Genomic DNA, 24,405 nt, shown 5'->3' with positions numbered 1-24,405 from the left:
GAGAAGGACAAGTTTGTCCATTAAAGGAGTGAGGAGATGAATTTTCACGAGCTGAGACAAGAGGAAGTAGAGACGAAGCTTCAGACAAGCATTCAGCGCGGGTTAACAACAGAAGAAGCCGAAAGGCGAAAAAACCAATATGGCAGCAATGAGCTGACTGAGGGAAAGCTACCTTCAGCCTGGCTGGTTTTTATTCGTCAGTTTAAGGATTTTATGGTTCTTGTGCTCATTGCAGCGACTGTCATCTCCGCTTTAATGGGAGAGTATATTGACTCCGCTGCAATCTTTGCCATTATTATTATTAATGGTGTACTTGGATTCCTGCAGGAAAGAAGAGCAGAGAAGTCCTTGCAGGCATTAAAAGAATTGTCCGCTCCGCAGTCGCTCTCTTTGCGTGATGGAGAATGGAAAAAAATACAGTCTGCCGATATTGTTGTGGGGGATGTATTGAAATTTTCCGCTGGAGATCGGATTGGGGCAGATATCAGGCTGCTTGAAGCGACTAATCTGGAAATTGAAGAATCTGCTATGACCGGAGAATCTGTTCCTGTTGAAAAGCATGCCTCTCCGCTGAAAGGAGAAAATCCGGCTCTTGCTGATATGAAAAATATGGCATTCATGGGTACGCTCGTTACACGTGGAAGCGGGATTGGTATAGTGACAGCGACGGGCATGAAAACAGCGATGGGAAATATCGCGTCTATGCTACAATCAGCCGAACGATCAGAAACACCATTGCAACGCCGATTGGAGCAGCTTGGAAAAATACTAATCGCTGCTGCCTTGTTTTTAACTGTTCTTGTGGTGGGGATTGGTATTGTTCAAGGGCATGAACTCTATACGATGCTATTGACAGGTGTGTCCCTTGCTGTTGCCGCTATACCGGAAGGGCTGCCGGCTATCGTTACCGTTGCATTGTCACTTGGTGTTCAGCGCATGATTAGGCAAAAAGCGATTGTCCGACAGCTAGCTGCTGTAGAAACACTTGGATGTACAACTGTCATTTGTTCAGATAAAACCGGTACCATGACTCAAAATCAAATGACGGTTACTGACGCATGGGGTGGCGGAAAACATTGGATGATTAGCGGGAAAGGCTATGAACCAAAGGGGAAATTTTTTGAAGAAACGACAGAAATCACTCCCTCAGCAGAGAAGAGTCTGTATCAGCTGCTCACATTTGGACTGTTATGCAACCACGCGGAATTAAAAAAGAAAGAGAAAGAATATGTGGTTCAGGGAGATCCGACAGAAGGAGCGCTTCTAACAGCAGCATTCAAAGCTGGATTGAGTCGCGAACAGCTTGCAAAGACTTTTACAGTGGAGCAGGAGTTTCCCTTTGATTCGAAAAGAAAAATGATGACCGTAATAATTAAGGATGCACAGGGCCAGCGTTTTACGGTTACAAAGGGAGCGCCGGACGTTCTAATGGGAAAGAGTGATTATATCTTATGGGAAGAAAAGAGACAGGTCTTCTCCAAATTATATAGAAAGAAAACGGAAGAAATGTTGCAAACCCTTGCAGGCAGAGCTCTGCGGGTTATCGCTGTTGCTTATAAGCCGCTGCGTGCGACAGACACAATTAATGATGCCGCACAAGCTGAGTCCGGCATGACATTTATCGGAATGCAGGGGATGATTGATCCACCGCGACCAGAGGTTAAGCAGGCAATCACAGAATGTAGACAGGCCGGCATCCGGACTATTATGATTACCGGGGATCATAAAGAAACGGCAGCAGCCATTGCCGGCGACTTAGGGCTTGCCGATCGTCAATCAGATATTCTAGACGGACAGGCGCTCAGTGAGATGACGGAGGAAGAAATGGAAAAAGCAGCGGAACATACAGCTGTGTATGCACGAGTTTCTCCGGAGGATAAGCTAAAAATTGTTAAAGCTTTGCAAAAGAAAGGGCACATTGTAGCCATGACTGGAGATGGGGTGAACGATGCTCCGGCGATTAAGGCGGCTGACATCGGGATAGCCATGGGGATAACGGGCACTGATGTCGCCAAAGAAGCTTCCTCATTAGTTTTAGCAAATGATCATTTTGCTACTATTAAAGCCGCTGTAGAAGAAGGCCGAAACATCTATGAAAATATCCGCAAGTTTATCCGGTACTTGCTGGCATCTAATGTCGGTGAAATTTTAGTGATGCTATTTGCGATGATTTTAGGTATGCCTCTGCCGCTCGTTCCGATTCAAATTTTATGGGTAAACTTAGTAACAGACGGCCTGCCAGCACTGGCTCTTGGCCTTGATAAGGCAGAGGAAGATGTGATGAAAAGACCGCCTAGGCACCCGAAAGAAGGTGTGTTTGCGAGAGGGCTTGCATGGAAAATTGTTTCCCGTGGATTTTTAATCGGTGCAGCGACACTTGTTGCTTTTATTATCGCCTATCAGCAGCACTCTCACAATTTGGTTTATGCTCAGACGGTGGCGTTTGCTACACTCGTAACGGCTCAATTGATCCACGTATTTGATTGCCGAAGTGAAAAATCGGTACTGGCGCGCAATCCATTTGGCAATATGTATTTGATCGCAGCGGTTATCTCTTCCTTCTTGCTGATGGTTGCCGTTATTTATATACCTCAGCTTCAGACAATTTTCCATACAGTTGCTCTCGCACCAAGAGAATGGCTGCTCGTCTTTGGAATTGGAGCTATCCCGACATTTTTACTTGCAGGATCATTTTTTGCAAGAAAAAGAAAATAGAATATGGTACAATATGAAAGGTAGTAGAGTAAACTCTATTGCCTTTTTATTATGTCGACAGGATGTGAGTGGCTGATGGTAACGAGCATGACAGGATTTGGCAGAAGCAAAATAAAATCAGCCGATTGTGCGGTGATTGTAGAGATGAAGTCGGTCAATCATCGGTTTAGCGAGTTTCAAATAAGAATGCCGAGACAATTAATAAAAATTGAAGATAAAATAAAGAAAGAGCTATCAAAATACATACAAAGAGGCCGGGTTGAGCTATTTGTTACCATTGAAGGAGGAGGTCTCGTTCATCGAACACTGCAGGTCGATTGGCAGCTGATGGGGGAGTTTGTCAGCTTGATGGAACAAATAACCGAAAAGCATGGGTTATCAGGAAAGCCAGATTTGAAAGATTTGCTGCAGCGCTCGGATTTTATTACAATCGAGGAAAGCGAAGAAGAAAACTCAGCATTGGAAAGTCTTGTTTTAGAAACGGTTGCTTCTGCAGCAGCACGGCTGTATGAAATGCGCCGTGTGGAGGGAGAGGAATTAAAGAAGGATCTTCTTCTTTTGTTAGCGGATTTGGAACAAAGACTGTTTCAGATCAAAAAGAGAGCGCCGATAGTCATTGAAGCATACAGTCAGCGGCTTGAGCGCCGAATGAAGGAAATAGTATCGGGTGCATTCGATCCGGACCGGCTGGCAACAGAGGTGGCGGTATTTGCCGATAAATCGGATATACATGAGGAATGCATCCGTCTTGAAAGTCATATCCAGCAATTTCGTCAGGCCCTTGAACAGGAAGGATCTGTTGGCCGCAAATTGGATTTTATGATTCAGGAAATGAACCGCGAAGTGAATACGATTGGTTCGAAAGCGAATGATTCTATGATTAGTTCAGGTGTTGTTGAGTTAAAGACAAGTCTTGAAAAAATGAGAGAACAAGTGCAAAATATCGAATAAAACAAAGCTTGCTTTATTAAAGGCTGTTATATTGGAGGAACTTTATGTCCATTCGATTAATTAATATCGGATTTGGCAATATTGTATCTGCGAATCGGATCATCTCTATTGTCAGTCCGGAGTCGGCACCGATCAAGCGCTTTGTGCAGGAGGCAAGAGAAGCAGGCACGCTGATTGACGCTACTTATGGAAGAAGAACAAGAGCGGTGCTCGTGATGGACAGCGACCATGTCATTTTATCTGCTGTCCAGCCGGAAACAGTTGCCCAGCGAATTCTCTCCAAAGAAGAAGTAACTGAAGAAGGGCAGGGAAAGGCATGAAAGAAAAAGGTTTACTGATTGTTTTATCAGGACCTTCCGGAGTGGGAAAAGGAACGGTAAGAAAAGAAATTTTCTCGCAGCCGGATGTGAAGTTTGAATATTCTATTTCAATGACCACGCGTGCTCCGCGTAAAGGAGAAGTGGACGGCGTCGATTATTTTTTCAAGTCCAGGGAAGAGTTTGAACAGTTAATTGCTGAAGGCAAGCTGCTCGAATATGCAGAATTCGTCGGCAATTATTATGGCACTCCTGTTGATTATGTACGGGAAACGCTTGATGATGGCCGTGATATTTTTCTGGAGATTGAAGTGCAGGGGGCTCGCCAAGTACGGGAAAAATTCCCGGAAGGACTATTTATTTTTCTGGCACCGCCGAGCTTGTCAGAACTTCATAGCCGAATCCTGACACGTGGAACGGAAAGCGATGAAGTAATTAAAGGCCGAATGGAAAAAGCCCGAAAAGAAATTGAAATGATGAATCTATATGATTACGTCGTGGAAAATGATGAAGTTGAAAAAGCGTGCAGCCGTATACAGGCTATTATCGTGGCTGAGCATTGCCGTCGGGAACGTGTGCAGCATCGCTATAAAAAAATGTTGGAGAGTGATTGAGATGTTATATCCGTCTATTGATAATCTGTTAACAAAAATTGATTCTAAATATTCTTTAGTCAGCATTGCGGCGAAACGTGCCCGCAGCCTTCAGGAAAATGATTCTACGCAAATGCTCGATTCTTACGTTTCTCACAAATATGTCGGTCGCGCGCTTGAAGAGATCTATGCCGATAAACTAAAAATGAAAGAAAAAGATCAAGATCAAATTTACGATGATGAAGTGTAAAACGGCTTCAGGAATAACAACCTTTGGAAGGTTGTTATTTTTTTACATGAAAAGAGATGTAAGTGAAGAAAGTCAATACTCATATAACTGAAATAGCCGTATATGCGCTTATAAAGTAGACAAAAGCTGTTTTAAACAATGTTGGCCTAAATGAAAAGCCCTTGTCTTTTAAAGAACGGAACCTGATGAGAAACAGAGTAGGCTGAGGGGATCATCACGGAGGACAAGAGTCTGTCAATCAGCTTGCAGTAGCTGGCCGCTTTGTTTGAACAAAGAATTGGAGGGTTCATTGTGTTAAGTGAAAAGAAGATTCTGCTGTGTGTAACTGGAGGAATTGCTGTTTATAAGGCAGCCGCATTAACGAGTAAAATGGTACAGGCCGGTGCAGAGGTAAAAGTAATTATGACTGCCTCTGCCTGTGAATTTGTCACCCCGCTCACTTTTCAGGCACTGTCGCGCAATGAGGTATATACAAACACATTTGATGAAAAACATCCAGAAGTCATTGCGCATATCGATTTGGCGGACTGGGCGGATTTAATTCTTGTAGCCCCTGCTACGGCCAATATGATAGGGAAGCTTGCCAATGGAATTGCTGATGATATGATTTCCACTACTTTACTTGCTTCAACAGCCCCTGTTTGGGTGGCTCCAGCTATGAATGTTCATATGTATGAGCATCCAGCGGTGAAGAAAAACCTTGCAACGCTAGCTGATTTCGGCTGGCAGTTTGTTGAGCCGGGGGAAGGTTTTCTTGCCTGTGGCTACGTTGGTAAGGGACGTTTAGAAGAACCTGAAAAAATCGTCGATCTCATGGAGAAATTTTTTCGCCAGAAAGAAGAGCAGCCTTTAAAAAATAAAAAAGTGATGATCACTGCTGGCCCAACGCGGGAAATCATTGATCCAGTCCGTTTTTTGACGAATCGCTCGACTGGAAAAATGGGATATGCCTTGGCGGAAGCGGCACGTGATATGGGGGCGGATGTATATTTAATATCGGGACCCGTTTCAATCACTCCGCCGGTGGGAGTGGAAATAAAATATGTCCAAAGTGCCGAAGAGATGTATGAAGCCGTTATGGAAAGATTTGCTAATAGTGATATTGTCATTAAAACGGCAGCCGTGGCAGATTACCGGCCAAAGCTAGTTCATAGAGAAAAATTGAAAAAGCAAGAAGGCGATTTAACCATTGAAATGGAACGCACAAGAGATATTTTAAAAACACTGGGACAAGAAAAAACACATCAAATGCTTATTGGCTTTGCTGCTGAAACAACTAATATTGAAGAATACGCGCGTAAGAAGCTGAAAACGAAGCAAGCAGACATGATTGTGGCTAACAATGTTAAACTTGATGGAGCAGGATTTGGTGCTGAAACAAATATCATTTCAATTTTTAAAAAAGACGGCACTCAAAAAGATTTTGACTTAATGACGAAGAAAGCAGCAGCGCGAGAAATCTTGTTAGAGGCAGCAGTCGATTTAAAAAAGGGTGAACATGCATGCAAGTAGCTAGCGTCATCGTAGATGTAGCGGCGATGCAGACAGATAAAGAGTTCGATTATACAATTCCAGAAAAATGGGAAGGGTTAATCCAGCCGGGAATGAGAGTCATCGTTCCATTTGGTCCACGAAAAATTCAAGGGTTTGTCACCGCACTCAAGAGCAAATCCAATGTCAAAAAAATGAAGGCTATTATTGAGCCGATGGATTTACTGCCGGTATTAAATGAAGAACTTCTCCAGCTTGCCGATTGGCTTACAGAAACAACGCTCTGCTTTAAGATATCTGCTTATCAGGCGATGCTTCCAGCTGCGATGAAAGCAAAGTATGAAAAAGTTTTTCACATAAGAGAAGTAGAGCAGCCGATGAATGAGGAGCTTGCGCGCTTATTTAACCAGCACGGTGAAATGACTTGGGAAGCAGCAGCAAAAGCAGGACTGCTCAATTCCTTGCGTCAGGAAGTAAAAGCGAACCGGGCAGAACTGGTTTATAAAGTGAAAAGCAGAGAAAAGAAAAAGAGTATTCGGATGATCAGGCTTGCTCTAGAGGAGAAGGAGCTAGCTGACCGTTTAGAGGCTCTTCCAGTCAATGCCCGCAAACAAAAGGATGTTTTACATTACTTATCAGCAACTGAACAGCCTTTGCTTACAGCAAAAGAAGTGATGGAACAAACAGATACCTCGAATAGCACCTTGAAAAGCTTAATTGAAAAAGGTTTGATCATTGAACACTATCAGGAAGTTTACCGTGACCCTTACGAAAATAGACAATTTGAGCAAACAGAGCCGCTTCCACTTACTCATCAACAGCAAAAAGCTATCGCTCCTATTCTTGACTCGATAGAGGATATTCGTCATGAAACTTTTCTTCTTTATGGGGTAACCGGCAGTGGAAAGACGGAAATTTACCTTCAATCGATTCAGCGTGTGTTGGAGAAAGGAAAAGAGGCGATTGTGCTTGTTCCAGAAATCTCGCTAACCCCACAGATGGTTCACCGTTTTAAAGGTCGTTTTGGGGATGATGTTGCCGTTTTGCACAGCGGTTTATCGACCGGTGAGAAATATGATGAGTGGCGGAAAATTCAGCGTAAAGAAGTAAAGGTAGTCGTTGGTGCTCGTTCTGCTGTCTTCGCTCCCTTTGAAAACCTTGGTATTATTATCATTGATGAAGAGCATGAAACAAGCTATAAACAAGAAGAAAATCCTCGTTATCATGCAAGGGAAACAGCGATAAAAAGAGCGGAGTTTTATCAGTGCCCTGTTATCTTGGGCAGTGCGACGCCTTCTTTAGAAAGCTTTGCTAGAGCGCAAAAAGGTGTATACCACCTCTTAACCCTTCCAAAGAGGATGAATAATCAACAGCTTCCAGATGTAGAAATTGTTGATATGCGCGAAGAGTTACGCGGTGGCAATCGATCGATGTTTTCACGTACGCTATTCGACAAGCTGACAGACAGGCTTGAAAAGGGAGAACAAACGGTTCTTTTCCTAAATCGGCGGGGGCATTCTTCCTTTATTATGTGCCGAGACTGCGGTTATGTGGCAGGCTGTCCGCATTGTGATATTTCCTTAACGTATCATCGGCATAGTCATCGAATGAAATGCCACTATTGCGGCTTTGAAGAGCCTGTTCCTTCTAGATGTCCAGAATGTGAAAGTGAACACATTCGTTATTTTGGCACTGGTACGCAAAAGGTAGAAGATGAACTTGGCAAGCTGCTGCCGCATGCAAGAGTGGTGCGTATGGATGTCGATACGACGAGCCGAAAAGGAGCGCATGAAAAACTGCTGCAACAATTTGCAGAAGGAAAAGCCGATATTTTGCTCGGTACACAAATGATTGCTAAAGGACTTGATTTTCCTAATATTACGTTGGTTGGAGTATTGAGCGCAGATACGATGCTTCATATTCCGGATTTTCGTTCTGCTGAGAAAACGTTTCAGCTGCTTACTCAGGTTAGCGGCCGGGCTGGAAGACACCAGCTTCAGGGCGAAGTGGTTATTCAGACGTATACGCCGGAACATTACAGTATTCAGCTCGCTGGAAAGCAAGACTATGACCAATTTTATAAAGAAGAAATGATCATGAGAAAGTTAGGGAACTATCCGCCATTTTATTACTTGGCGCTCGTCACCGTCAGCCACGAGGACATCATGACGGCGTCGGGTGTAACAGAGAAAATTACCCAATATATTCAAGCTCGATTATCAAATGAAGCGATCATTCTTGGCCCTGTTGCTTCACCAATCGCCCGGATCAATGATAGATATCGTTATCAATGTTTGATAAAATACAAACGGGAACCAAAGTTAAACGAAGTTTTAAAAACAGTGATGGAACATTATACAAAGCAACAAAAAGATAAGAACTTACAAGTTGCTGTAGATGTGAATCCATTTATTATGATGTAAAATAAAGAGTTGCTTGATTTATCGACAACTAGGGAGGATTATTTTGGCACAATTACCCATTGTATATTATCCGGATGCTATTCTCGAAAAAAAATGCGAGCCGGTTACACAATTTGATAAGAAGTTAAAAAAGCTTGTAAAAGACATGCACGAAACGATGATTAAAGCGGATGGAGTTGGACTTGCAGCTCCTCAAATTGGAAAGGACATGCAGCTTGCCATTGTTGATATTGAAGATGAGCATGGCCTGATTACGCTTGTAAATCCTGTAATTGAAGAAGTAAAGGGGAGTGACACCGACGTTGAAGGATGTTTGAGTTTCCCGGGGCTGTACGGACATGTCACACGCCCTTCTTCAGTGAAAGTAAAAGCCCAGGATGTAAAGGGACGTTTTTTTACACTGAAGGCAGAAGGATTTTTGGCGCGGGCTATTCAGCATGAAATTGATCATCTGCAGGGCGTCTTATTTACGTCAAAAGTAGAGCGGTATATATCAGAGGAAGAATTAGAAGTGGAGGAGATGTCATGACCAAGGTCGTTTTTATGGGGACACCCGACTTCTCTGTCCCGGTCTTAAGAACATTGATTGAAGAAGGTTACTCTATTCAGGCAGTGGTTACACAGCCGGATCGTCCGGTTGGAAGAAAGCGGACGCTAACGCCGCCCCCAGTAAAAGTAGAAGCGCTAAAACATGATCTTCTGGTTTTGCAGCCTGAAAAATTAAGAAATTCAGAGGAACTGCAGCAAATTATTGATTTGCAGCCAGATGTGATTGTCACAGCAGCTTATGGTCAGATTCTGCCGAATGAGTTGCTTGCAGCTCCTAAATTTGGCTGCATTAATGTCCATGCCTCTTTGCTGCCGGAATTGCGCGGCGGTGCTCCTATTCATTATGCCATTTTGCAAGGCAAAGACAAAACGGGCATTACAATTATGTATATGGCGGAAAGATTAGATGCAGGGGATATCATCAGTCAAGCGGAGGTTATAATAGAAGAGACAGATCATGTCGGCAGTCTCCATGATAAATTAAGTAAAGTTGGCTCCAAGTTGTTAGCAGAGACTTTGCCAAAGCTTATCGCAGATGAAGTCTCTCCGCGTCCACAGGATGAATCACAAGCTACCTTTGCTTCCAATATTAAAAGGGAGCAGGAACAGATTGATTGGTCCAAAACAGGAGAAGAGATTTATAACCATATACGTGGCTTGCATCCATGGCCTGTTGCCTATACGACCCTTGACGGCCAGGTGATGAAAGTTTGGTGGGGAGAAAAAGTGAGAACAACCGTAGAAGCGAAGCCTGGAACAATCATTGAATTAACAACAGATGGCTTTGTTGCAGCTACAGGAAACCATACAGCTATAAAGATTACAGATGTGCAGCCTTCTGGCAAAAAACGCATGTCTGCTGAACAATATTTAAGAGGAGCCGGCTCTGGCTTAGCCATCGGCAAAACGTTAGGGGAATAGTGAATGAAGCAAAATAAGAAGCGAGTGCGTGAAATTGCCCTTGACTTACTTGAATCAGTAGAGAAGAACCAGTCCTATAGTAATTTACTGCTCCATTCAGCTATTGAAAAATATGAGTTAACGGGCAGAGACGCGGGCCTATTAACTGAGATTACGTATGGAACGATCCAAAGGAAGCTGACGTTAGATTTTTTCCTAGCTCCTTTCATTAAGAAAAAGTTAGAGCCATGGGTCCAGCAGCTGCTTCGTCTTTCCCTTTATCAAATGGTGTATCTTGATAAAGTTCCGGAACGAGCAGTCATTCATGAAGCAGTTGAAATTGCTAAGAAAAAAGGACATAAAGGAATTTCTGGCCTTGTGAATGGTATTTTACGTTCTGTACAGAGAAATGGCTTGCGCAGTTTTTCAGAAATAAAGGATGAAGCAAAACGAATTTCCATTGAAACGAGCCATCCTCTTTGGCTTGTGAAACGGTGGCTTGCGCAATTTGGCATGGAGAAAACAAAGGAAATGTGTGCTATTAACTTAACTGCTCCTATGCAGACGATTCGCGTCAATACAACAAAAGCCAGCCGGGAGGAAGTTTTGCATAGGCTGAAGGCGGAAGGATTTGAAGCGGAACCGAGCGAGGTCTTGCCGGAAGCCATCCGCATTTTAAAGGGGAATGCCGCTCGCTCATCCGTATTTGAAAGCGGGATGGCAACGATTCAGGATGAGAGCTCTATGATTGTCGGTTATGCCCTTGGAGCCGAACATAATGAAACCATTTTGGACGCTTGTGCAGCTCCAGGCGGTAAAACAACACATATCGCAGAGAAGTTAAACAATAGTGGTTCTGTTGTAGCGCTTGATTTACATGAGCATAAAATTAAGCTGATCAAACAAAATGCCGCTCGATTAGGATTAATCAACATTGAGGCGAAAGCATGGGACAGCCGCAAAGCAGGAGAGATCTTTGAAGAAGAGAGCTTTGATCGCATCTTAGTAGACGCTCCTTGCTCAGGGCTCGGTGTCTTGCGAAGAAAGCCGGATATTAAGTATACCAAGGAAGAGAAAGACCTTTCTGTCCTGCAAAACATTCAGCTGGACATCTTAGATGCTGTAGCTCCCCTTCTGAAAAAAGGGGGCGTGCTTGTTTATAGCACTTGCACGGCAGATAAAGAAGAGAATGAAGGGACAGTTAAAAAATTTATAGAAACCCACACTGATTTTGAACCGACAGCACTGACAGATTTGCCGCCCGTTGTTCAGGCATTGACAGACGATTATCTGCTTCAAGTTCTGCCGCAGGACTTCGGCGGGGATGGCTTCTTTATCAGTAAATTACGAAAGAAGGTGCAGTAATGGAGCAAGCAACAACATCAAAAGAAAAAGCAGGGGACAAGCAGCAGCTGCCATCCATTTATTCACTGCAATTGCAGGATTTAAAAGACTGGCTGAAAGAGCAAGGAGAGAAGCCGTTTCGGGCAGAACAAATTTTCGACTGGCTTTACAAAAAGCGGGTGACATCCTATGAGGGAATGTCCAACTTGTCAAAGCAGCTTCGGGAAAAGCTTGCTGCTCATTTTGCAATCACTACATTAAAAACGCTTATCCAGCAAGAGTCTTCTGATGGAACAATTAAATTCTTATTTGAGCTTCATGATGGGTATTCGATTGAAACGGTTTTGATGCGTCATGACTATGGAAACTCTGTCTGCGTAACGACGCAAGTCGGCTGCCGCATCGGCTGCACATTTTGTGCTTCGACACTTGGCGGTTTAAAGCGTCATCTGGAAGCAGGAGAAATCGTAGCTCAAGTCGTAAAAGTACAACAGGCACTTGATGAGAAAGAAGAGCGGGTTAGTTCGATTGTCATTATGGGGATTGGGGAACCATTTGATAACTATGATCAAATGATGGCTTTCCTTAAAATTGTTAATCATGAAAAGAGTTTAAATATTGGCGCCCGGCATATTACGGTATCAACAAGTGGAATTGTGCCGAAAATCTACAAATTTGCAGACGAAGAGATGCAGATTAATTTTGCTATTTCACTTCATGCTCCCAATAATGAGCTGCGTACGAAGCTCATGCCGATTAACAAAGCCTATAAGCTGCCGGACTTAATGGAGGCTGTTCGTTACTATATTAACAAAACAGGTCGCCGAGTCAGTTTTGAATATGGATTATTCGGTGGAGAGAATGATTCCGTTGAACATGCGATTGAGCTAGCTGAATTGATTAAAGACTTAAAGTGCCATGTAAATTTGATTCCGGTTAACTATGTGCCGGAGCGCAACTACGTACGTACGCCGAGGAAGAAAATTTTTGAATTTGAAAAGACGCTCAAAGACCATGGTGTAAATGTAACGATTCGACGTGAGCAAGGTCATGATATTGATGCGGCCTGTGGACAGCTGCGTGCGAAAGAACGGTCAGAAGAAACGAGGTGAGCCCTTATGGACTCTGTTTTTCGGACAGATAAAGGCCGGATTCGTCCTCATAATGAAGACAACGGCGGAGTATTTGTAAATGTGGCTGGTGATCGCCTGGCTATCGTTGCTGATGGCATGGGCGGTCACAATGCCGGTGATATTGCCAGTCGCCTCGCTATTGAGACGATGAAGTCACTGTGGATAGAAATGGAAGAAATTCGAACAGCCAGCCAGGCAGAAAGTTGGTTGAAAGCAGCTATCCTGCAAAGCAATAAAAAAGTATTAGAGCATTCTAAAGACTTCCCTGAGTGCAGCGGAATGGGAACCACGCTTGTAGCAGCTATATGCACAGCCAGCTTTTGTACGATTGCCAATATCGGAGATAGCCGAGGGTACTTATTTAGTGAGAGCGGCCTTGTGCAAGTAACAGAAGATCATTCTCTTGTAAACGAGCTTGTAAAGTCAGGGGAGATTACGAAGGAAGATGCAGAGAATCATCCTCGAAAAAATGTATTAACCCGTGCACTAGGAACAGAACGGGGAATAATAGCTGATTATTACACAGTGATGTTTGAACAAGGAGATTCGCTCCTCCTATGTTCAGACGGCTTATCCAACAAATTGGCACAGCAAGAAATGCAGCGGATTTTAGAAACCAAACTTTCCATTGAGGAAAAAGCCGAGTCTCTCATCCGAATGGCAAATGAAAATGGCGGGGAAGACAATATTACGCTTATTATTCTCGAACATTCTGCTGGCCTCGAAAGCGGGTGAGGGCAGAATGTTAATTGGAAAGCGACTGGGTGGCCGCTATAAAATCATTAAAATGATTGGCGGCGGGGGAATGGCCAATGTTTATTTGGCACAGGACATGATTTTAGAAAGAGAAGTCGCCCTGAAAGTTCTGCGTCTTGATTTTGTGAATGAAGAAGAGTTTATCAGACGTTTTCAAAGAGAAGCGCAGTCTGCCACAAGCCTTGTTCATCCTAATATTGTGAATATTTATGATGTGGGAGAAGAAGAAGGCATCAATTACATTGTGATGGAATATGTCGATGGGATGACGCTGAAACAGTACATTCAGCAATACTCCCCTATTCCTGTTGAAAAAACGATCGACATTATGAAACAACTGGCATCGGCCATTGCTTTTGCTCATCATAATTCAATCATTCATCGGGATATCAAGCCGCACAATATATTAATGGACCAGGAAGGTAATGTGAAAATTACTGACTTTGGTATTGCCATGGCGTTAAGCGCCACTTCTATCACACAAACGAATGCCGTTCTTGGATCTGTTCATTATATTTCTCCTGAACAGGCAAGAGGCGGAATGGCTACAAAGAAATCTGATATTTATGCTTTAGGTATTGTCATGTTTGAATTGCTGACGGGGCAGCTGCCGTTTTCCGGTGAGTCCGCTGTATCTATTGCTCTTAAGCACTTGCAGGCTGAAACACCGTCTGTGAAAAGGTGGAATCCAGATATCCCGCAAAGCGTGGAGAACATTGTCTTAAAGGCTACCGCTAAGGATCCATTTCACCGATATTCAAGCCTTGAAGAAATGGAGCAGGATTTGTCGACTGCTCTTGATCCAGAAAGAGCACAAGAAGAAAGGTTTTCCATTCAAGAGGACGATGAAAAAACAAAAGCGATCCCTGTCATCAAGGATAGTGAACTCTCTGAAGGATCGGATACGACAGTTGTGCATCCTGTTGACCAGCTGGAGGATACACAGCAGCCGGAGAAAGAGAAGAAAAAGAAAAAGCGAAAACGATGGCCGATTTTTGTGCTTGTCTCCATTTTATTAATTGCTTTAGCCATTGGAGCCATTACACTCCTTCCATCCTTGTTAGGACCGAAAGAGGTAAAGATCCCTGACGTTAGTGGCAAGCAGCTTGATGAAGCGGTGTCCAAGCTTGTGACTGACGGCTTTAAAGTTGGAGAAACGAAAAAACAATTTAGCGATCAAGTACCTGAGGGGATCGTCATCAAAACCGATCCGGCAGCTGGACGAACAATGCAAGAAGGCGACACGGTGAACATTTATATTAGTTCAGGAAAAGAGGCCATTGCTGTGGCGGATTACAGTGGCAAGTCTTTTGATGATGCAAAAGAAGAGCTTGAAAAAGCAGGTTTCAAGAGCGTGGAACAAAAGACCACACATGATGATAGCGAAGCAGGAACCATCATTGATCAAGATCCTGAGCCGGAAAATAAAGTGATCCCTGAGGACACAACTGTAACATTGACCGTGAGCACGGGTCCGGAAAAAATTCCGCTGATTGATTTAACTGATTACAATGAAAAAAGTTTAAAAGATTATGCGGAATCAACTGGATTAAACATTGAGGTTGCGCGGGAGAATTATTCAGATTCTGTATCAAAAGGTTTGGTAATCTCTCAATATCCAAGCAGTGGCACAGAACTTAATAAAGGAGATAAAGTACAGGTGACCATCTCCAAAGGCAAAAAGGAAATTCCGCCGAAGACTGTAACAAAAGAGATTACCATCCCTTATGAACCAGATGAAGAGGGAGCACCTCAGGAAGTGCAAATCTATATAGAAGACATGAATCACAGCATGACCGAGCCGTTTGAAGTGTTGACGATCCAAGAAGATTTAAAGAAAACCTTGGAGTTTGTTTTAACAAAGGGCAGTAAAGCAGGTTATAAAGTGATCCGAGATAAAAGAGTAATTATTGACGAAACAGTTCCGTATCCAGAGGATGGCGAAGAGGTTCAAGCAGAAACAACTAGCGATTCTGAGAATGAAGAAGAGAAAGGAACATAGAGTAACGATGAACTAAAAACAAATCTCTTAAATAGGAGGAATGGGATGCCTGAAGGAAAAATAGTGAAAGCACTGAGCGGGTTTTATTATGTCTCAACTAACGGCCAGACCTTCCAGTGTCGGGGCAGGGGCGTTTTTCGAAAGCGAAAAGTGTCTCCGCTTGTTGGTGATTTTGTTGAATTCCAGGTAGAGAATGACTTGGAGGGTTACATTTTAGCAATTGAAGAAAGAAAAAATGAACTCATCAGACCGCCGATTGCGAACGTCGATCAGGCTATTCTAGTTTTTTCTGCTGCCCGACCGGATTTTAGCACAGCGTTGCTTGACCGCTTTCTCGTTTTAATTGAATCAAAGCAGATAGAGCCGCTTATTTGCATCACAAAAATAGATCTTTTGGACGCAGAAGGAGAAGCGGCTATTAAACAGTATGCAGCTAATTATCGCTCATTCGGATACGAAGTAATTCTGACCTCTTCAGAAAATTTAGCTAATCTTGAAATATTAAAAGAGCATTTGCAAGGAAAAACATCGGTATTTGCCGGGCAATCCGGTGTCGGCAAGTCCTCCTTGTTAAATGCACTTAAACCTGAACTGGAGTTAAAAACAGACGACATTTCAGATTCTCTCGGCCGGGGGAAACATACAACGCGGCATGTCGAGCTAATTAATGTGGAAAATGGCCTCGTTGCTGATACTCCAGGCTTCAGTTCTCTTGAATTAACAGAAGTGGAAGCAGAAGAGCTGCCTCAATATTTTCCTGAAATGATGGAAAGAAGCCATGAATGCAAATTTAGAGGCTGCCTGCATATTAACGAACCGAAATGTGCCGTTAAAGCGGCGGTTGATGCTAAAGACATTCCGGCTTACCGATACGAGCATTATTTACAGTTCATGGATGAAATTAAAGAAAGAAAGCCGAGGTATTAATATGGTAAAGATTGCCCCATCGATTTTATCAGCTAATTTCGCTAAGCTAGGGGAAGAAATTCAAGAAGTAGAAGCTGGCGGTGCTGATTGGATTCACGTAGACGTTATGGACGGACACTTTGTTCCAAACATTACAATCGGACCGCTCATTGTTGAAGCTGCACGTCCTGTTACAAAGCTTCCTTTAGATGTTCATTTGATGATTGAAAATCCGGACCTCTACATCGAAGCGTTCGCCAAAGCGGGTGCCGATTATATTACTGTGCATGCTGAAGCTTGTCCGCATTTGCATAGAACAATCCAATTGATCCGTTCATTTGGAGTGAAGCCTGGAGTTGTTTTAAATCCGGCAACGCCTGCCTCCGTGTTAGAGTATATTATAGAAGATATTGATCTTGTTCTTTTGATGACAGTGAATCCCGGATTTGGGGGCCAGTCTTTTATTCATTCGGTTGTGCCTAAGATCCGGGAAGTGAAACAAATGATTACAGCTAAAGGGCTTGACGTCTTAATAGAAATCGATGGCGGCGTCAACACCGAAACGGCCAAGCTATGTACAGATGCAGGGGCAGATGTATTAGTGGCTGGTTCAGCCATATATAATAAAGATGATCGAAAGCAGGCAATCGCAGATATTAAGTTATCGACAACCATGTGAACAGGAGGAGAATGGAGCCGTGCGAAACGGCTCCATTTATTTCTAGAAACAAGTCTTTATCTAGGAGGTGACAGGGGATTGCAAATTATATTAGTCGCTGGAGGGCCAGAAAAAGAATTGCCTGATTTAAGGGGCTTTCATGAGACAGATACATACTGGATAGGCGTGGACCGGGGAACCGTGTATTTGCTGAATCGAGGGATTAAACCCCAAGCCGCATTCGGGGACTTTGACTCAGTTTCTGAAGAAGAATGGCAGTTCATCCAACAAGAAGTAAAAACTATACATACATTCCCGGCTGAAAAAGATGAGACAGACCTTGAGCTTGCTTTAAGGTGGTCGATTTCACTACAGCCTAAGCAGCTAACCATTTTAGGTGCAACAGGGGGCAGAATCGATCATTTCTTTGGCACAATCAGCTTGCTTACAAGCAATCAAATGAATTTCCGTCATATAGAAGTGGAGATCATTGACCGCTCGAATCGATTATCGGTTTGCCATGGGCCGATGAAAAGGAAAGTCAGGAAGGATTCATCTTATAAGTATTTCTCTTTTTTTCCTATTACTAAAGAAGTGAAAGGATTTACGCTTGAGGGATTTAAATACCCGCTTACAAATCATACTGTCCAATTAGGGTCTACATTATATGTAAGTAACGAATTGATAGGCGAAAGTGGTACTTTTTCCTTCACCAATGGCATATTAATGGTGGTAAGAAGTTCTGATGATTGAGCAGCTTTAAATTGGAGGGGTGGCAATCATGAAATTTTATACCATTAAACTGCCTAAATTTCTTGGCGGGCTCGTCCGAGCAATGCTTGGAACACTGAAAAAATAAAGGCAGGCCATAACAGAAGATAGATAGATACAAGCAAAGCGGGGCGCCTGTGTAACTGCAGGCGCAAGCGCATACACAAATTTTGCCTATGAGTGTCCATCATGAGGTGGCTTATAGTTTCTCAATAGAAAAAACCGGCTGGTAACCAGCCGGTTTTTTTCCGTTTGGAAAATTATTATACGCGCTCTACTTTTCCGGATTTTAACGCTCTTGCAGAAACCCAAACACGTTTAGGTTTGCCATCTACTAAAATGCGAACTTTTTGCAGGTTGGCCCCCCAAGTACGCTTATTGGCGTTCATAGCGTGGGAACGAGTGTTGCCGGAACGAGCTTTACGGCCTGTTACAACACATTTTTTTGGCATATTATTCACTCCTCACCATTGAAGCTGAAAAGCTGGTTTCAATACTTCATGATATTCTGAAAGATACTTTAATAATTTACCATACAACCTTTTCAATTGCAACTGTTCTTGTAAAGTCTTTCAAGAAAAAAACCTTGACATCCTCCTCCCCCATTTGAAATGATATAATGCGGGTAAGTGTTTCTTTTAAAACAAGAGCAAGTATAGTAAAATGTCTGTAGCTTACAACCAATTTTAAGGGGGGGTCCTTGTGGCCATTGAGCTTAGAACAAAATACGGACAAATTGATATTTCAAATGATGTGATCGCTATGATTGCCGGTGGAGCAGCCATTGATTGTTATGGCATTGTCGGCATGGCATCGAAAAAACAAATAAAAGATGGACTTACCGAAATCCTGCGACGGGAAAATTTTGCCCGCGGCGTTGTAGTACGTCAGGAAGAAGACCAGGTATTTATCGATATGTACATCATTGTCAGCTATGGAACAAAAATATCGGAAGTAGCCAATAACGTGCAATCGAAAGTGAAATATACGCTTGATCAGACTGTTGGTCTATCTGTTGACGCAGTGAACATTTTTGTGCAAGGGGTTCGAGTAACGAACCCATAGTGTGTGAGGAGGAAAGATTTGTGTCTATTACTTCATTGGATGGAAAGCGGTTTACCGACATGGTTCAAGCGGGAGCCGCTCATTTGTCAGCCCATGCCGATATGGTCGATGCGCTGAACGTGTTTCCTGTTCCTGACGGAGATACGGGGACAAATATGAATTTGTCCATGACTTCTGGAGCAAAGGAAGTTCAGCAGAACGTGAGTGATCATTTTGGTAAAACAGCAGCAGCCTTATCTAAAGGGCTGCTTATGGGAGCGCGTGGAAATTCAGGTGTCATTTTGTCCCAGTTGTTCCGCGGGTTTTCTAAGGCGGTAGAACAGCAGCAGGAAGTGACGAGTAAAGAGTTGGCTCAAGCTTTCGAGGCGGGAGTGGAAACTGCCTACAAGGCGGTGATGAAACCGGTGGAAGGAACCATCTTAACCGTTGCGAAGGATGCGGCAAAAAAGGCGGTTGCTTCTGCTAAAAAACAAACAGATATTATTACGGTTATGGAGGAGCTTGTAAAAGAAGCAAGAGCTTCTTTAGCTCGGACACCGGATTATTTGCCTGTGCTTAGAGAGGTTGGCGTAGTTGATAGTGGAGGACAAGGGCTGTTGCTCGTATATGAGGGCTTCCTTGCAGAATTAAAAGGAGAGAAGCTTTCTGAGGCCGTGGGCATTGCTCCGAGTATGGACGAGCTTGTTAATGCCGCCCATCATAAAAATGTCCAAAGTTTTATGGATACGTCAGCCATTGAATTTGGTTATTGTACAGAATTTATGGTTCGTTTTGAAGAAGATAAGTTGAAGAATCATCCATTTTCTGAAGAGAAATTCCGGGCGGATTTAAGTGAGTATGGGGATTCCTTGCTTGTAATAGCAGATGAGGAATTAGCCAAGGTGCATATCCATTCTGAACAGCCGGGGAATGTATTAACTTACGGTCAGCGTTACGGCAGTCTAATCAATATGAAAATTGAAAACATGCGTCAGCAGCATAGCAATATTGTGGATGCTCCAGCTAAAGGACCTGCTGTTGCACAAAAGGAAAAGCAGGAGATCGGTATTGTCACTGTCTGTATGGGTGAGGGCATCGCTCAGTTGTTTGAAAGCATTGGCGCTTCTGTAGTAATTGAAGGCGGCCAAACGATGAACCCGAGTACAGAAGATATTGTAAAGGCGATTGAAGAGGTTAATGCTAATAAGGTCATCATTCTACCGAACAACAAAAATATCATTATGGCTGCTGAGCAGGCCGCTGAAGTAGTGGAGATGGAGGCGGTTGTTATCCCTTCAAAGACTGTTCCGCAAGGGATGTCGGCTTTGCTTGCTTATAACTCTGAAGCAAGCCTTGAGGATAACCAATCAGCTATGACAGCCGCTCTTGCCCATGTAAAGACTGGGCAAATCACTTTCGCTGTTCGCGACACGAATATCGATGGTGTTGAAATTGCTAAAGATGATTTCATGGGAATTGCTGACGGAAAGATTTTGCTAACCGATAAAAATAAAGTGGCCGCATCAAAAGAGCTGCTTCAGACAATGATTGATGAAGAGACAGAAATTATCACCGTTATTTACGGAGAAGATGCTTCTAAAACAGAGGTTGAGGAAGTAGTGGACTTTATTGAGGAGAATTTTGAAGAAGTGGAAGTAGAGGTTCATGAAGGCAAACAGCCGCTCTATTCTTTCATCTTTGCAGTAGAATAACCAGAAGGAAGGGCTCATCCCTTCCTTCTTCTTTATGTGCATTTTTAGCGGAATCATAGTAAAATAGAGAAGATAAGCTACGGTTAAAACGGCTTATAACCTTGTTTTGATTTTTACGAGAGCAAAATGGAAGAACATATAAATTAAGGCTGGGCGGCTGTCTTATAAACAATCAGTATTAAAGGAGGCGGCAGGGTGAAGTATAAAAGTGTATTTGACATTATTGGACCAATTATGATTGGCCCTTCAAGCTCCCATACAGCAGGAGCGGCAAGAATCGGCCGAGTGGCCAGAAGTTTATTTGGAAGAGAACCGCAGTGGGCGGTTATTTCTTTTTATGGATCATTTGCTGAAACATTTAAAGGGCATGCGACGGATGTAGCCATTGTCGGAGGGCTCCTTGACTTTGATACATTTGATGAGCGTATTAAACATGCGCTGGACATTGCTAAGGAACGGAAAATAGATATACAGTTTGTGAAAGAGCAAAGCATTCCGGCTCATCCAAACACGGCAAAAGTTCGCATCGGGGACGACCGATCAGAAATGGAGCTTGTTGGGATTTCCATTGGGGGCGGAAAAATCGAAATTACTGAATTAAATGGCTTTGAATTAAAGTTAACAGGGCACCATCCTGCTATTCTCGTTGTCCATGATGACCGATCCGGAGTTATTGCAACGGTTTCTAATGAGTTGGCAAAGCATGATATTAACATTGGTCATATGCAGGTTTCCCGCAAAGGGGTCGGAGAGATGGCTTTAATGACAATCGAAGTAGATCAGACAGTTAGTGAAGAAGTTCTTGATCAAATCCGGCGTTTGCCTCATATTACGCAAGTAGCAAGAGTGGCTGACTAATCGGTCTTTAAATCCAGCTAAGAAGAGGAGTGGTCGGTTTGTTTAAAAATGCAGCAGAGCTTGTAAAATTAGCTGAAGACAAACAAAAAAAGATTTCTGATATTATGATTGAACAGGAAAGTGAACTGTCAGGAAAATCCCGTGAAGAAATTATGGGGTTAATGGAAAAAAACTTAGATGTAATGGAGCAAGCGGTAGAACGCGGTTTAAAAGGAGTGCGTTCTCTCTCAGGATTGACCGGAGGAGATGCAGTGCTTTTGCAGCAATATATTCAAAAAGGGAATACATTGTCAGGTCCGCTCTTGCTCGATGCCGTCAGTAAAGCGGTAGCCACGAATGAAGTAAATGCAGCGATGGGAACAATTTGTGCAACACCGACTGCGGGCAGTGCAGGCGTTGTGCCAGGCACATTGTTTGCCATACAGGAGAAGCTTAAGCCTTCCCGGGAGGACAAAATCCGCTTTTTATTTACAGCTGGTGCATTTGGTTACATTGTTGCCAACAATGCATCCATTTCTGGTGCAGCAGGTGGTTGCCAGGCTGAGGTAGGCTCTGCATCTGGCATGGCAGCGGCAGCCATTACAGAAATGGCTGGCGGCACACCAGCACAATGTGCGGAAGCTATGGCTATTACGCTGAAAAATATGCTCGGATTAGTTTGTGATCCTGTGGCGGGGCTTGTGGAAGTGCCATGTGTAAAAAGAAATGCCATGGGAGCAGCCAATGCTATCGTAGCAGCAGATATGGCTCTTGCGGGTGTAACGAGCCGAATTCCTTGTGATGAAGTGATTGATGCTATGTATAAGATTGGTCAAACGATGCCTTCTGCCTTGAGGGAAACAGCCGGTGGTGGTTTGGCGGCCACACCTACCGGGCGAAAATTGGAGGCGAAAATTTATGGTGTACCACTCCAATCCCGGGATTGATTCATCCCCTCTCTTGCAGCCGGTAGATGTCCTGAAGGGGATCGGAAAAGAAACGGCATTAACATTAAATGAGCTTGGCATTGAAAAGATAAAAGATTTGATTGAATATTTTCCGTCCCGCTATGAGGATTACCGCCTTAAAGACTTGGCTGATGTCGGACATGAGGAGCGAGTAACAGTAGAGGGGAAAGTTCATAGCCAGCCTTCTGTTATGTTTTATTCAAAGAAAAAGTCACGCTTAACTTTTAAAGTGCTCGTTGGTCGATATTTAGTAAATGTGATTTTTTTCAATCAGCCGTACTTAAAAAGCAAGATTGACATAAATGATACGGTAACGATTACAGGGAAATGGGATAAACATAGACAAACGATTACCGGACAGCAATTTGAAGCGGGACCGCATAACCGGCAGGGAGACTTTGAAGCAGTTTATCCATTGAGGGGGGCGCTCTCGCAAAAGCTATTTCGCAAATATGTAGGACTTGCTCTATCGCAGTATGGTGAATACCTGGAAGAAACCCTACCGACAAGAACGCTTCTTCAGTATAAATTAATAAGCCGCCGGGATGCACTTCGATCTCTCCATTTTCCAGCTTCTGAAGGAGAAATGAAGCAGGCGAGACGGCGTTTTGTTTTTGAAGAGTTTCTGTATTTCCAGTTGAAGATGCAGGCTTTGCGTAAATTTGAGAGAGAACACTCGGCAGGCATTTCGCAAGCTTATGACATTCACAAGCTTAAACGTTTTATCGACTCTTTGCCGTTTACTATGACAAATGCTCAAAAAAGAGTAGTGAACGATATTTGTGCTGATATGAAATCTCCGTACCGAATGAACAGGCTCTTGCAGGGGGATGTCGGCAGCGGAAAAACAGCGGTAGCAGCTGTGTGTCTTTATGCCAGTGTTACAGCAGGGTTTCAAGGAGCATTAATGGTGCCGACGGAAATTCTTGCTGAGCAGCATGCTGAATCACTAAGCCAGCTGTTTGAACCGGTGGGCGTAAATGTAGCTTTGTTGACGAGCTCCGTCAAAGGGAAGCGTCGCAAAGAATTGCTTGCACGCTTGGAATCTGGAGAAATAGATATTATAGTTGGTACGCATGCGCTCATTCAGGAAGAAGTTAGTTTTTATCGGCTTGGTCTTGTGATTACTGATGAACAGCATCGGTTTGGCGTTAATCAACGGCGGGTTCTTCGGGAAAAAGGAGAGAGTCCGGATGTTCTTTTTATGACGGCTACACCTATTCCGCGTACGTTAGCGATCACGGTGTTTGGAGAGATGGATGTTTCCATCATCGATGAAATGCCGGCGGGAAGAAAAGAAATTGAAACATACTGGGCAAGAGAAGAAATGCTTGACCGTGTCCTCGGTTTCATGGAGAAGGAATTGGTCAAGGGGCGGCAAGCTTATGTGATCTGTCCGTTAATCGAAGAGTCTGAAAAACTTGACTTACAAAATGTGCTGGATGTTCACGCTCAGCTTGTTCAGTACTTTGATGGCCGTTACCGGGTAGGTTTAATGCATGGCCGGCTTCCATCAGAAGAGAAAGAAGGCGTGATGAAAGCTTTTACAGAACAGCAGGTCGAGGTGTTAGTGTCTACTACGGTGGTTGAAGTCGGTGTGAATGTACCGAATGCGACTATGATGGTCATTTACGACGCGGAACGATTTGGTCTTTCCCAGCTTCACCAGCTGCGCGGCCGTGTCGGGCGGGGAAGTGAGCAGTCGTACTGTATTTTGCTTGCTAATCCAAAGACAGAAATTGGCCAAGAGCGCATGAAGATCATGACCGAAACAAATGATGGTTTCGTCTTAAGTGAGAAAGATTTGGAGTTAAGGGGGCCGGGCGACTTTTTTGGGAAAAAGCAAAGCGGCCTGCCAGAATTCAAAGTAGCTGATATGGTTCATGATTACCGGGCGCTTGAAGTAGCCAGGGAAGATGCCAAACAATTGATTGAATCAGAGGCTTTCTGGAGAGAAGATGAATATGTGGCACTTCGCCGCCACCTAGAGGAATCTGGTGCCCTCTCAGGCGAGAAATTAGATTAAAGCCAAGACGTTGTTAGCAGACCGTTGTCTCAATCAGTAGAAAAGGCTTAAATTCGTTT

General features: G+C 43.6%; 23 protein-coding genes. 22 read left to right on the top strand and 1 reads right to left on the bottom strand.

The window, feature by feature from the left end; translation table 11 throughout:
• The first annotated feature begins 36 nt into the window (after positions 1-36).
• The 17 genes from ACH0BF_RS08400 (at position 37) to spoVM (ending at position 17,847) form a co-directional block, all read left to right on the top strand.
• Positions 37-2,715: a cation-translocating P-type ATPase gene (locus ACH0BF_RS08400; RefSeq protein ID WP_120037130.1), complete on the top strand. Its 2,679-nt coding sequence runs from the start codon at positions 37-39 to the stop codon at positions 2,713-2,715.
• A gap of 75 nt (positions 2,716-2,790) precedes the next feature.
• Positions 2,791-3,666: a YicC/YloC family endoribonuclease gene (locus ACH0BF_RS08395; RefSeq protein ID WP_120037132.1), complete on the top strand. Its 876-nt coding sequence runs from the start codon at positions 2,791-2,793 to the stop codon at positions 3,664-3,666.
• A gap of 44 nt (positions 3,667-3,710) precedes the next feature.
• Positions 3,711-3,986 carry an extracellular matrix/biofilm regulator RemA gene (gene remA, locus ACH0BF_RS08390; protein WP_120037134.1) on the top strand — a complete coding sequence of 92 codons (276 nt, stop codon included), beginning with the start codon at positions 3,711-3,713 and terminating at the stop codon, positions 3,984-3,986.
• Positions 3,983-4,597 carry a guanylate kinase gene (gmk, locus tag ACH0BF_RS08385; RefSeq protein WP_120037136.1) on the top strand — a complete coding sequence of 205 codons (615 nt, stop codon included), beginning with the start codon at positions 3,983-3,985 and terminating at the stop codon, positions 4,595-4,597. The genes remA and gmk overlap by 4 nt, the downstream gene beginning before the upstream one ends.
• 1 nt (position 4,598) lies before the next feature.
• Positions 4,599-4,826, top strand: coding sequence for a DNA-directed RNA polymerase subunit omega (rpoZ, locus tag ACH0BF_RS08380; protein WP_120037138.1), 228 nt, complete (start codon positions 4,599-4,601; stop codon positions 4,824-4,826).
• A 291-nt stretch (positions 4,827-5,117) separates the two neighbouring features.
• Entirely contained in the window at positions 5,118-6,338 is a 1,221-nt protein-coding gene (gene coaBC, locus ACH0BF_RS08375; protein ID WP_406909268.1) for a bifunctional phosphopantothenoylcysteine decarboxylase/phosphopantothenate--cysteine ligase CoaBC, read from the top strand.
• Complete coding sequence (priA, locus tag ACH0BF_RS08370) at positions 6,329-8,740, top strand: primosomal protein N' (protein ID WP_406909267.1); 2,412 nt, start codon at positions 6,329-6,331, stop codon at positions 8,738-8,740. The genes coaBC and priA overlap by 10 nt, the downstream gene beginning before the upstream one ends.
• 43 nt (positions 8,741-8,783) lie before the next feature.
• Entirely contained in the window at positions 8,784-9,269 is a 486-nt protein-coding gene (def, locus tag ACH0BF_RS08365; protein WP_340854743.1) for a peptide deformylase, read from the top strand.
• The gene (fmt, locus tag ACH0BF_RS08360) at positions 9,266-10,210 is read left to right on the top strand and encodes a methionyl-tRNA formyltransferase (protein ID WP_340854741.1); all 945 of its coding nucleotides are present in this window, start codon (positions 9,266-9,268) and stop codon (positions 10,208-10,210) included. Before def ends, fmt begins: the two co-directional genes overlap by 4 nt.
• Before the next feature lie 3 nt (positions 10,211-10,213).
• Positions 10,214-11,554, top strand: a complete 1,341-nt coding sequence (rsmB, locus tag ACH0BF_RS08355; protein WP_120037146.1) for a 16S rRNA (cytosine(967)-C(5))-methyltransferase RsmB — start codon at positions 10,214-10,216, stop codon at positions 11,552-11,554.
• Complete coding sequence (gene rlmN / locus ACH0BF_RS08350; protein ID WP_120037148.1) at positions 11,554-12,645, top strand: dual-specificity RNA methyltransferase RlmN; 1,092 nt, start codon at positions 11,554-11,556, stop codon at positions 12,643-12,645. Before rsmB ends, rlmN begins: the two co-directional genes overlap by 1 nt.
• Before the next feature lie 6 nt (positions 12,646-12,651).
• Positions 12,652-13,401 (top strand): Stp1/IreP family PP2C-type Ser/Thr phosphatase, encoded by a 750-nt coding sequence (locus tag ACH0BF_RS08345; protein WP_120037150.1) that lies wholly within the window; start codon positions 12,652-12,654, stop codon positions 13,399-13,401.
• A 7-nt stretch (positions 13,402-13,408) separates the two neighbouring features.
• On the top strand, positions 13,409-15,424 hold the full coding sequence (gene pknB, locus ACH0BF_RS08340) for a Stk1 family PASTA domain-containing Ser/Thr kinase (RefSeq protein ID WP_406909265.1): 2,016 nt from the start codon (positions 13,409-13,411) through the stop codon (positions 15,422-15,424).
• A 45-nt stretch (positions 15,425-15,469) separates the two neighbouring features.
• Complete coding sequence (rsgA, locus tag ACH0BF_RS08335) at positions 15,470-16,351, top strand: ribosome small subunit-dependent GTPase A (protein WP_120037153.1); 882 nt, start codon at positions 15,470-15,472, stop codon at positions 16,349-16,351.
• Position 16,352: 1 nt separating this feature from the next.
• Positions 16,353-17,009 (top strand): ribulose-phosphate 3-epimerase, encoded by a 657-nt coding sequence (gene rpe / locus ACH0BF_RS08330; protein ID WP_120038181.1) that lies wholly within the window; start codon positions 16,353-16,355, stop codon positions 17,007-17,009.
• Positions 17,010-17,087: 78 nt separating this feature from the next.
• Positions 17,088-17,741 (top strand): thiamine diphosphokinase, encoded by a 654-nt coding sequence (locus ACH0BF_RS08325; protein WP_340854734.1) that lies wholly within the window; start codon positions 17,088-17,090, stop codon positions 17,739-17,741.
• A 28-nt stretch (positions 17,742-17,769) separates the two neighbouring features.
• Positions 17,770-17,847 carry a stage V sporulation protein SpoVM gene (gene spoVM / locus ACH0BF_RS08320; RefSeq protein ID WP_099098601.1) on the top strand — a complete coding sequence of 26 codons (78 nt, stop codon included), beginning with the start codon at positions 17,770-17,772 and terminating at the stop codon, positions 17,845-17,847.
• A gap of 175 nt (positions 17,848-18,022) precedes the next feature.
• Here the strand turns inward: spoVM and rpmB are convergent, their stop codons facing one another.
• Positions 18,023-18,211, bottom strand: coding sequence for a 50S ribosomal protein L28 (gene rpmB / locus ACH0BF_RS08315; RefSeq protein WP_041099906.1), 189 nt, complete (start codon positions 18,209-18,211; stop codon positions 18,023-18,025).
• Positions 18,212-18,461: 250 nt separating this feature from the next.
• On the opposite strand from rpmB, the gene ACH0BF_RS08310 reads away from it, so the two are divergent.
• The 5 genes from ACH0BF_RS08310 (at position 18,462) to recG (ending at position 24,346) form a co-directional block, all read left to right on the top strand.
• Entirely contained in the window at positions 18,462-18,824 is a 363-nt protein-coding gene (locus ACH0BF_RS08310; RefSeq protein WP_120037157.1) for an Asp23/Gls24 family envelope stress response protein, read from the top strand.
• 20 nt (positions 18,825-18,844) lie between these two features.
• Positions 18,845-20,515: a DAK2 domain-containing protein gene (locus tag ACH0BF_RS08305; protein ID WP_340854728.1), complete on the top strand. Its 1,671-nt coding sequence runs from the start codon at positions 18,845-18,847 to the stop codon at positions 20,513-20,515.
• 195 nt (positions 20,516-20,710) lie between these two features.
• Complete coding sequence (sdaAB, locus tag ACH0BF_RS08300) at positions 20,711-21,373, top strand: L-serine ammonia-lyase, iron-sulfur-dependent subunit beta (RefSeq protein WP_120037161.1); 663 nt, start codon at positions 20,711-20,713, stop codon at positions 21,371-21,373.
• 38 nt (positions 21,374-21,411) lie between these two features.
• Positions 21,412-22,299, top strand: coding sequence for an L-serine ammonia-lyase, iron-sulfur-dependent, subunit alpha (gene sdaAA, locus ACH0BF_RS08295; protein ID WP_340854726.1), 888 nt, complete (start codon positions 21,412-21,414; stop codon positions 22,297-22,299).
• Positions 22,271-24,346 (top strand): ATP-dependent DNA helicase RecG, encoded by a 2,076-nt coding sequence (recG, locus tag ACH0BF_RS08290; protein ID WP_340854724.1) that lies wholly within the window; start codon positions 22,271-22,273, stop codon positions 24,344-24,346. The genes sdaAA and recG overlap by 29 nt, the downstream gene beginning before the upstream one ends.
• Positions 24,347-24,405 lie beyond the last annotated feature (59 nt).

It is taken from the genome of Pseudobacillus sp. 179-B 2D1 NHS (genome assembly GCF_045370945.1).
In the GTDB taxonomy this organism is placed as follows: domain Bacteria; phylum Bacillota; class Bacilli; order Bacillales; family Domibacillaceae; genus Pseudobacillus.
This window is presented reverse-complemented; position numbering and strand designations above follow the sequence as displayed.

Excerpts from the sequence above, each read along its gene's own strand:
- ACH0BF_RS08400 (WP_120037130.1), top strand. The coding sequence starts at position 37 with ATGAATTTTCACGAGCTGAGACAAGAGGAAGTAGAGACGAAGCTTCAG.
- ACH0BF_RS08395 (WP_120037132.1), top strand. The coding sequence starts at position 2,791 with ATGGTAACGAGCATGACAGGATTTGGCAGAAGCAAAATAAAATCAGCC.
- remA (WP_120037134.1), top strand. The coding sequence starts at position 3,711 with ATGTCCATTCGATTAATTAATATCGGATTTGGCAATATTGTATCTGCG.
- gmk (WP_120037136.1), top strand. The coding sequence starts at position 3,983 with ATGAAAGAAAAAGGTTTACTGATTGTTTTATCAGGACCTTCCGGAGTG.
- rpoZ (WP_120037138.1), top strand. The coding sequence starts at position 4,599 with ATGTTATATCCGTCTATTGATAATCTGTTAACAAAAATTGATTCTAAA.
- priA (WP_406909267.1), top strand. The coding sequence starts at position 6,329 with ATGCAAGTAGCTAGCGTCATCGTAGATGTAGCGGCGATGCAGACAGAT.
- fmt (WP_340854741.1), top strand. The coding sequence starts at position 9,266 with ATGACCAAGGTCGTTTTTATGGGGACACCCGACTTCTCTGTCCCGGTC.
- rsmB (WP_120037146.1), top strand. The coding sequence starts at position 10,214 with ATGAAGCAAAATAAGAAGCGAGTGCGTGAAATTGCCCTTGACTTACTT.
- rlmN (WP_120037148.1), top strand. The coding sequence starts at position 11,554 with ATGGAGCAAGCAACAACATCAAAAGAAAAAGCAGGGGACAAGCAGCAG.
- ACH0BF_RS08345 (WP_120037150.1), top strand. The coding sequence starts at position 12,652 with ATGGACTCTGTTTTTCGGACAGATAAAGGCCGGATTCGTCCTCATAAT.
- pknB (WP_406909265.1), top strand. The coding sequence starts at position 13,409 with ATGTTAATTGGAAAGCGACTGGGTGGCCGCTATAAAATCATTAAAATG.
- rsgA (WP_120037153.1), top strand. The coding sequence starts at position 15,470 with ATGCCTGAAGGAAAAATAGTGAAAGCACTGAGCGGGTTTTATTATGTC.
- rpe (WP_120038181.1), top strand. The coding sequence starts at position 16,353 with ATGGTAAAGATTGCCCCATCGATTTTATCAGCTAATTTCGCTAAGCTA.
- spoVM (WP_099098601.1), top strand. The coding sequence starts at position 17,770 with ATGAAATTTTATACCATTAAACTGCCTAAATTTCTTGGCGGGCTCGTC.
- rpmB (WP_041099906.1), bottom strand. The coding sequence starts at position 18,211 with ATGCCAAAAAAATGTGTTGTAACAGGCCGTAAAGCTCGTTCCGGCAAC.
- recG (WP_340854724.1), top strand. The coding sequence starts at position 22,271 with ATGGTGTACCACTCCAATCCCGGGATTGATTCATCCCCTCTCTTGCAG.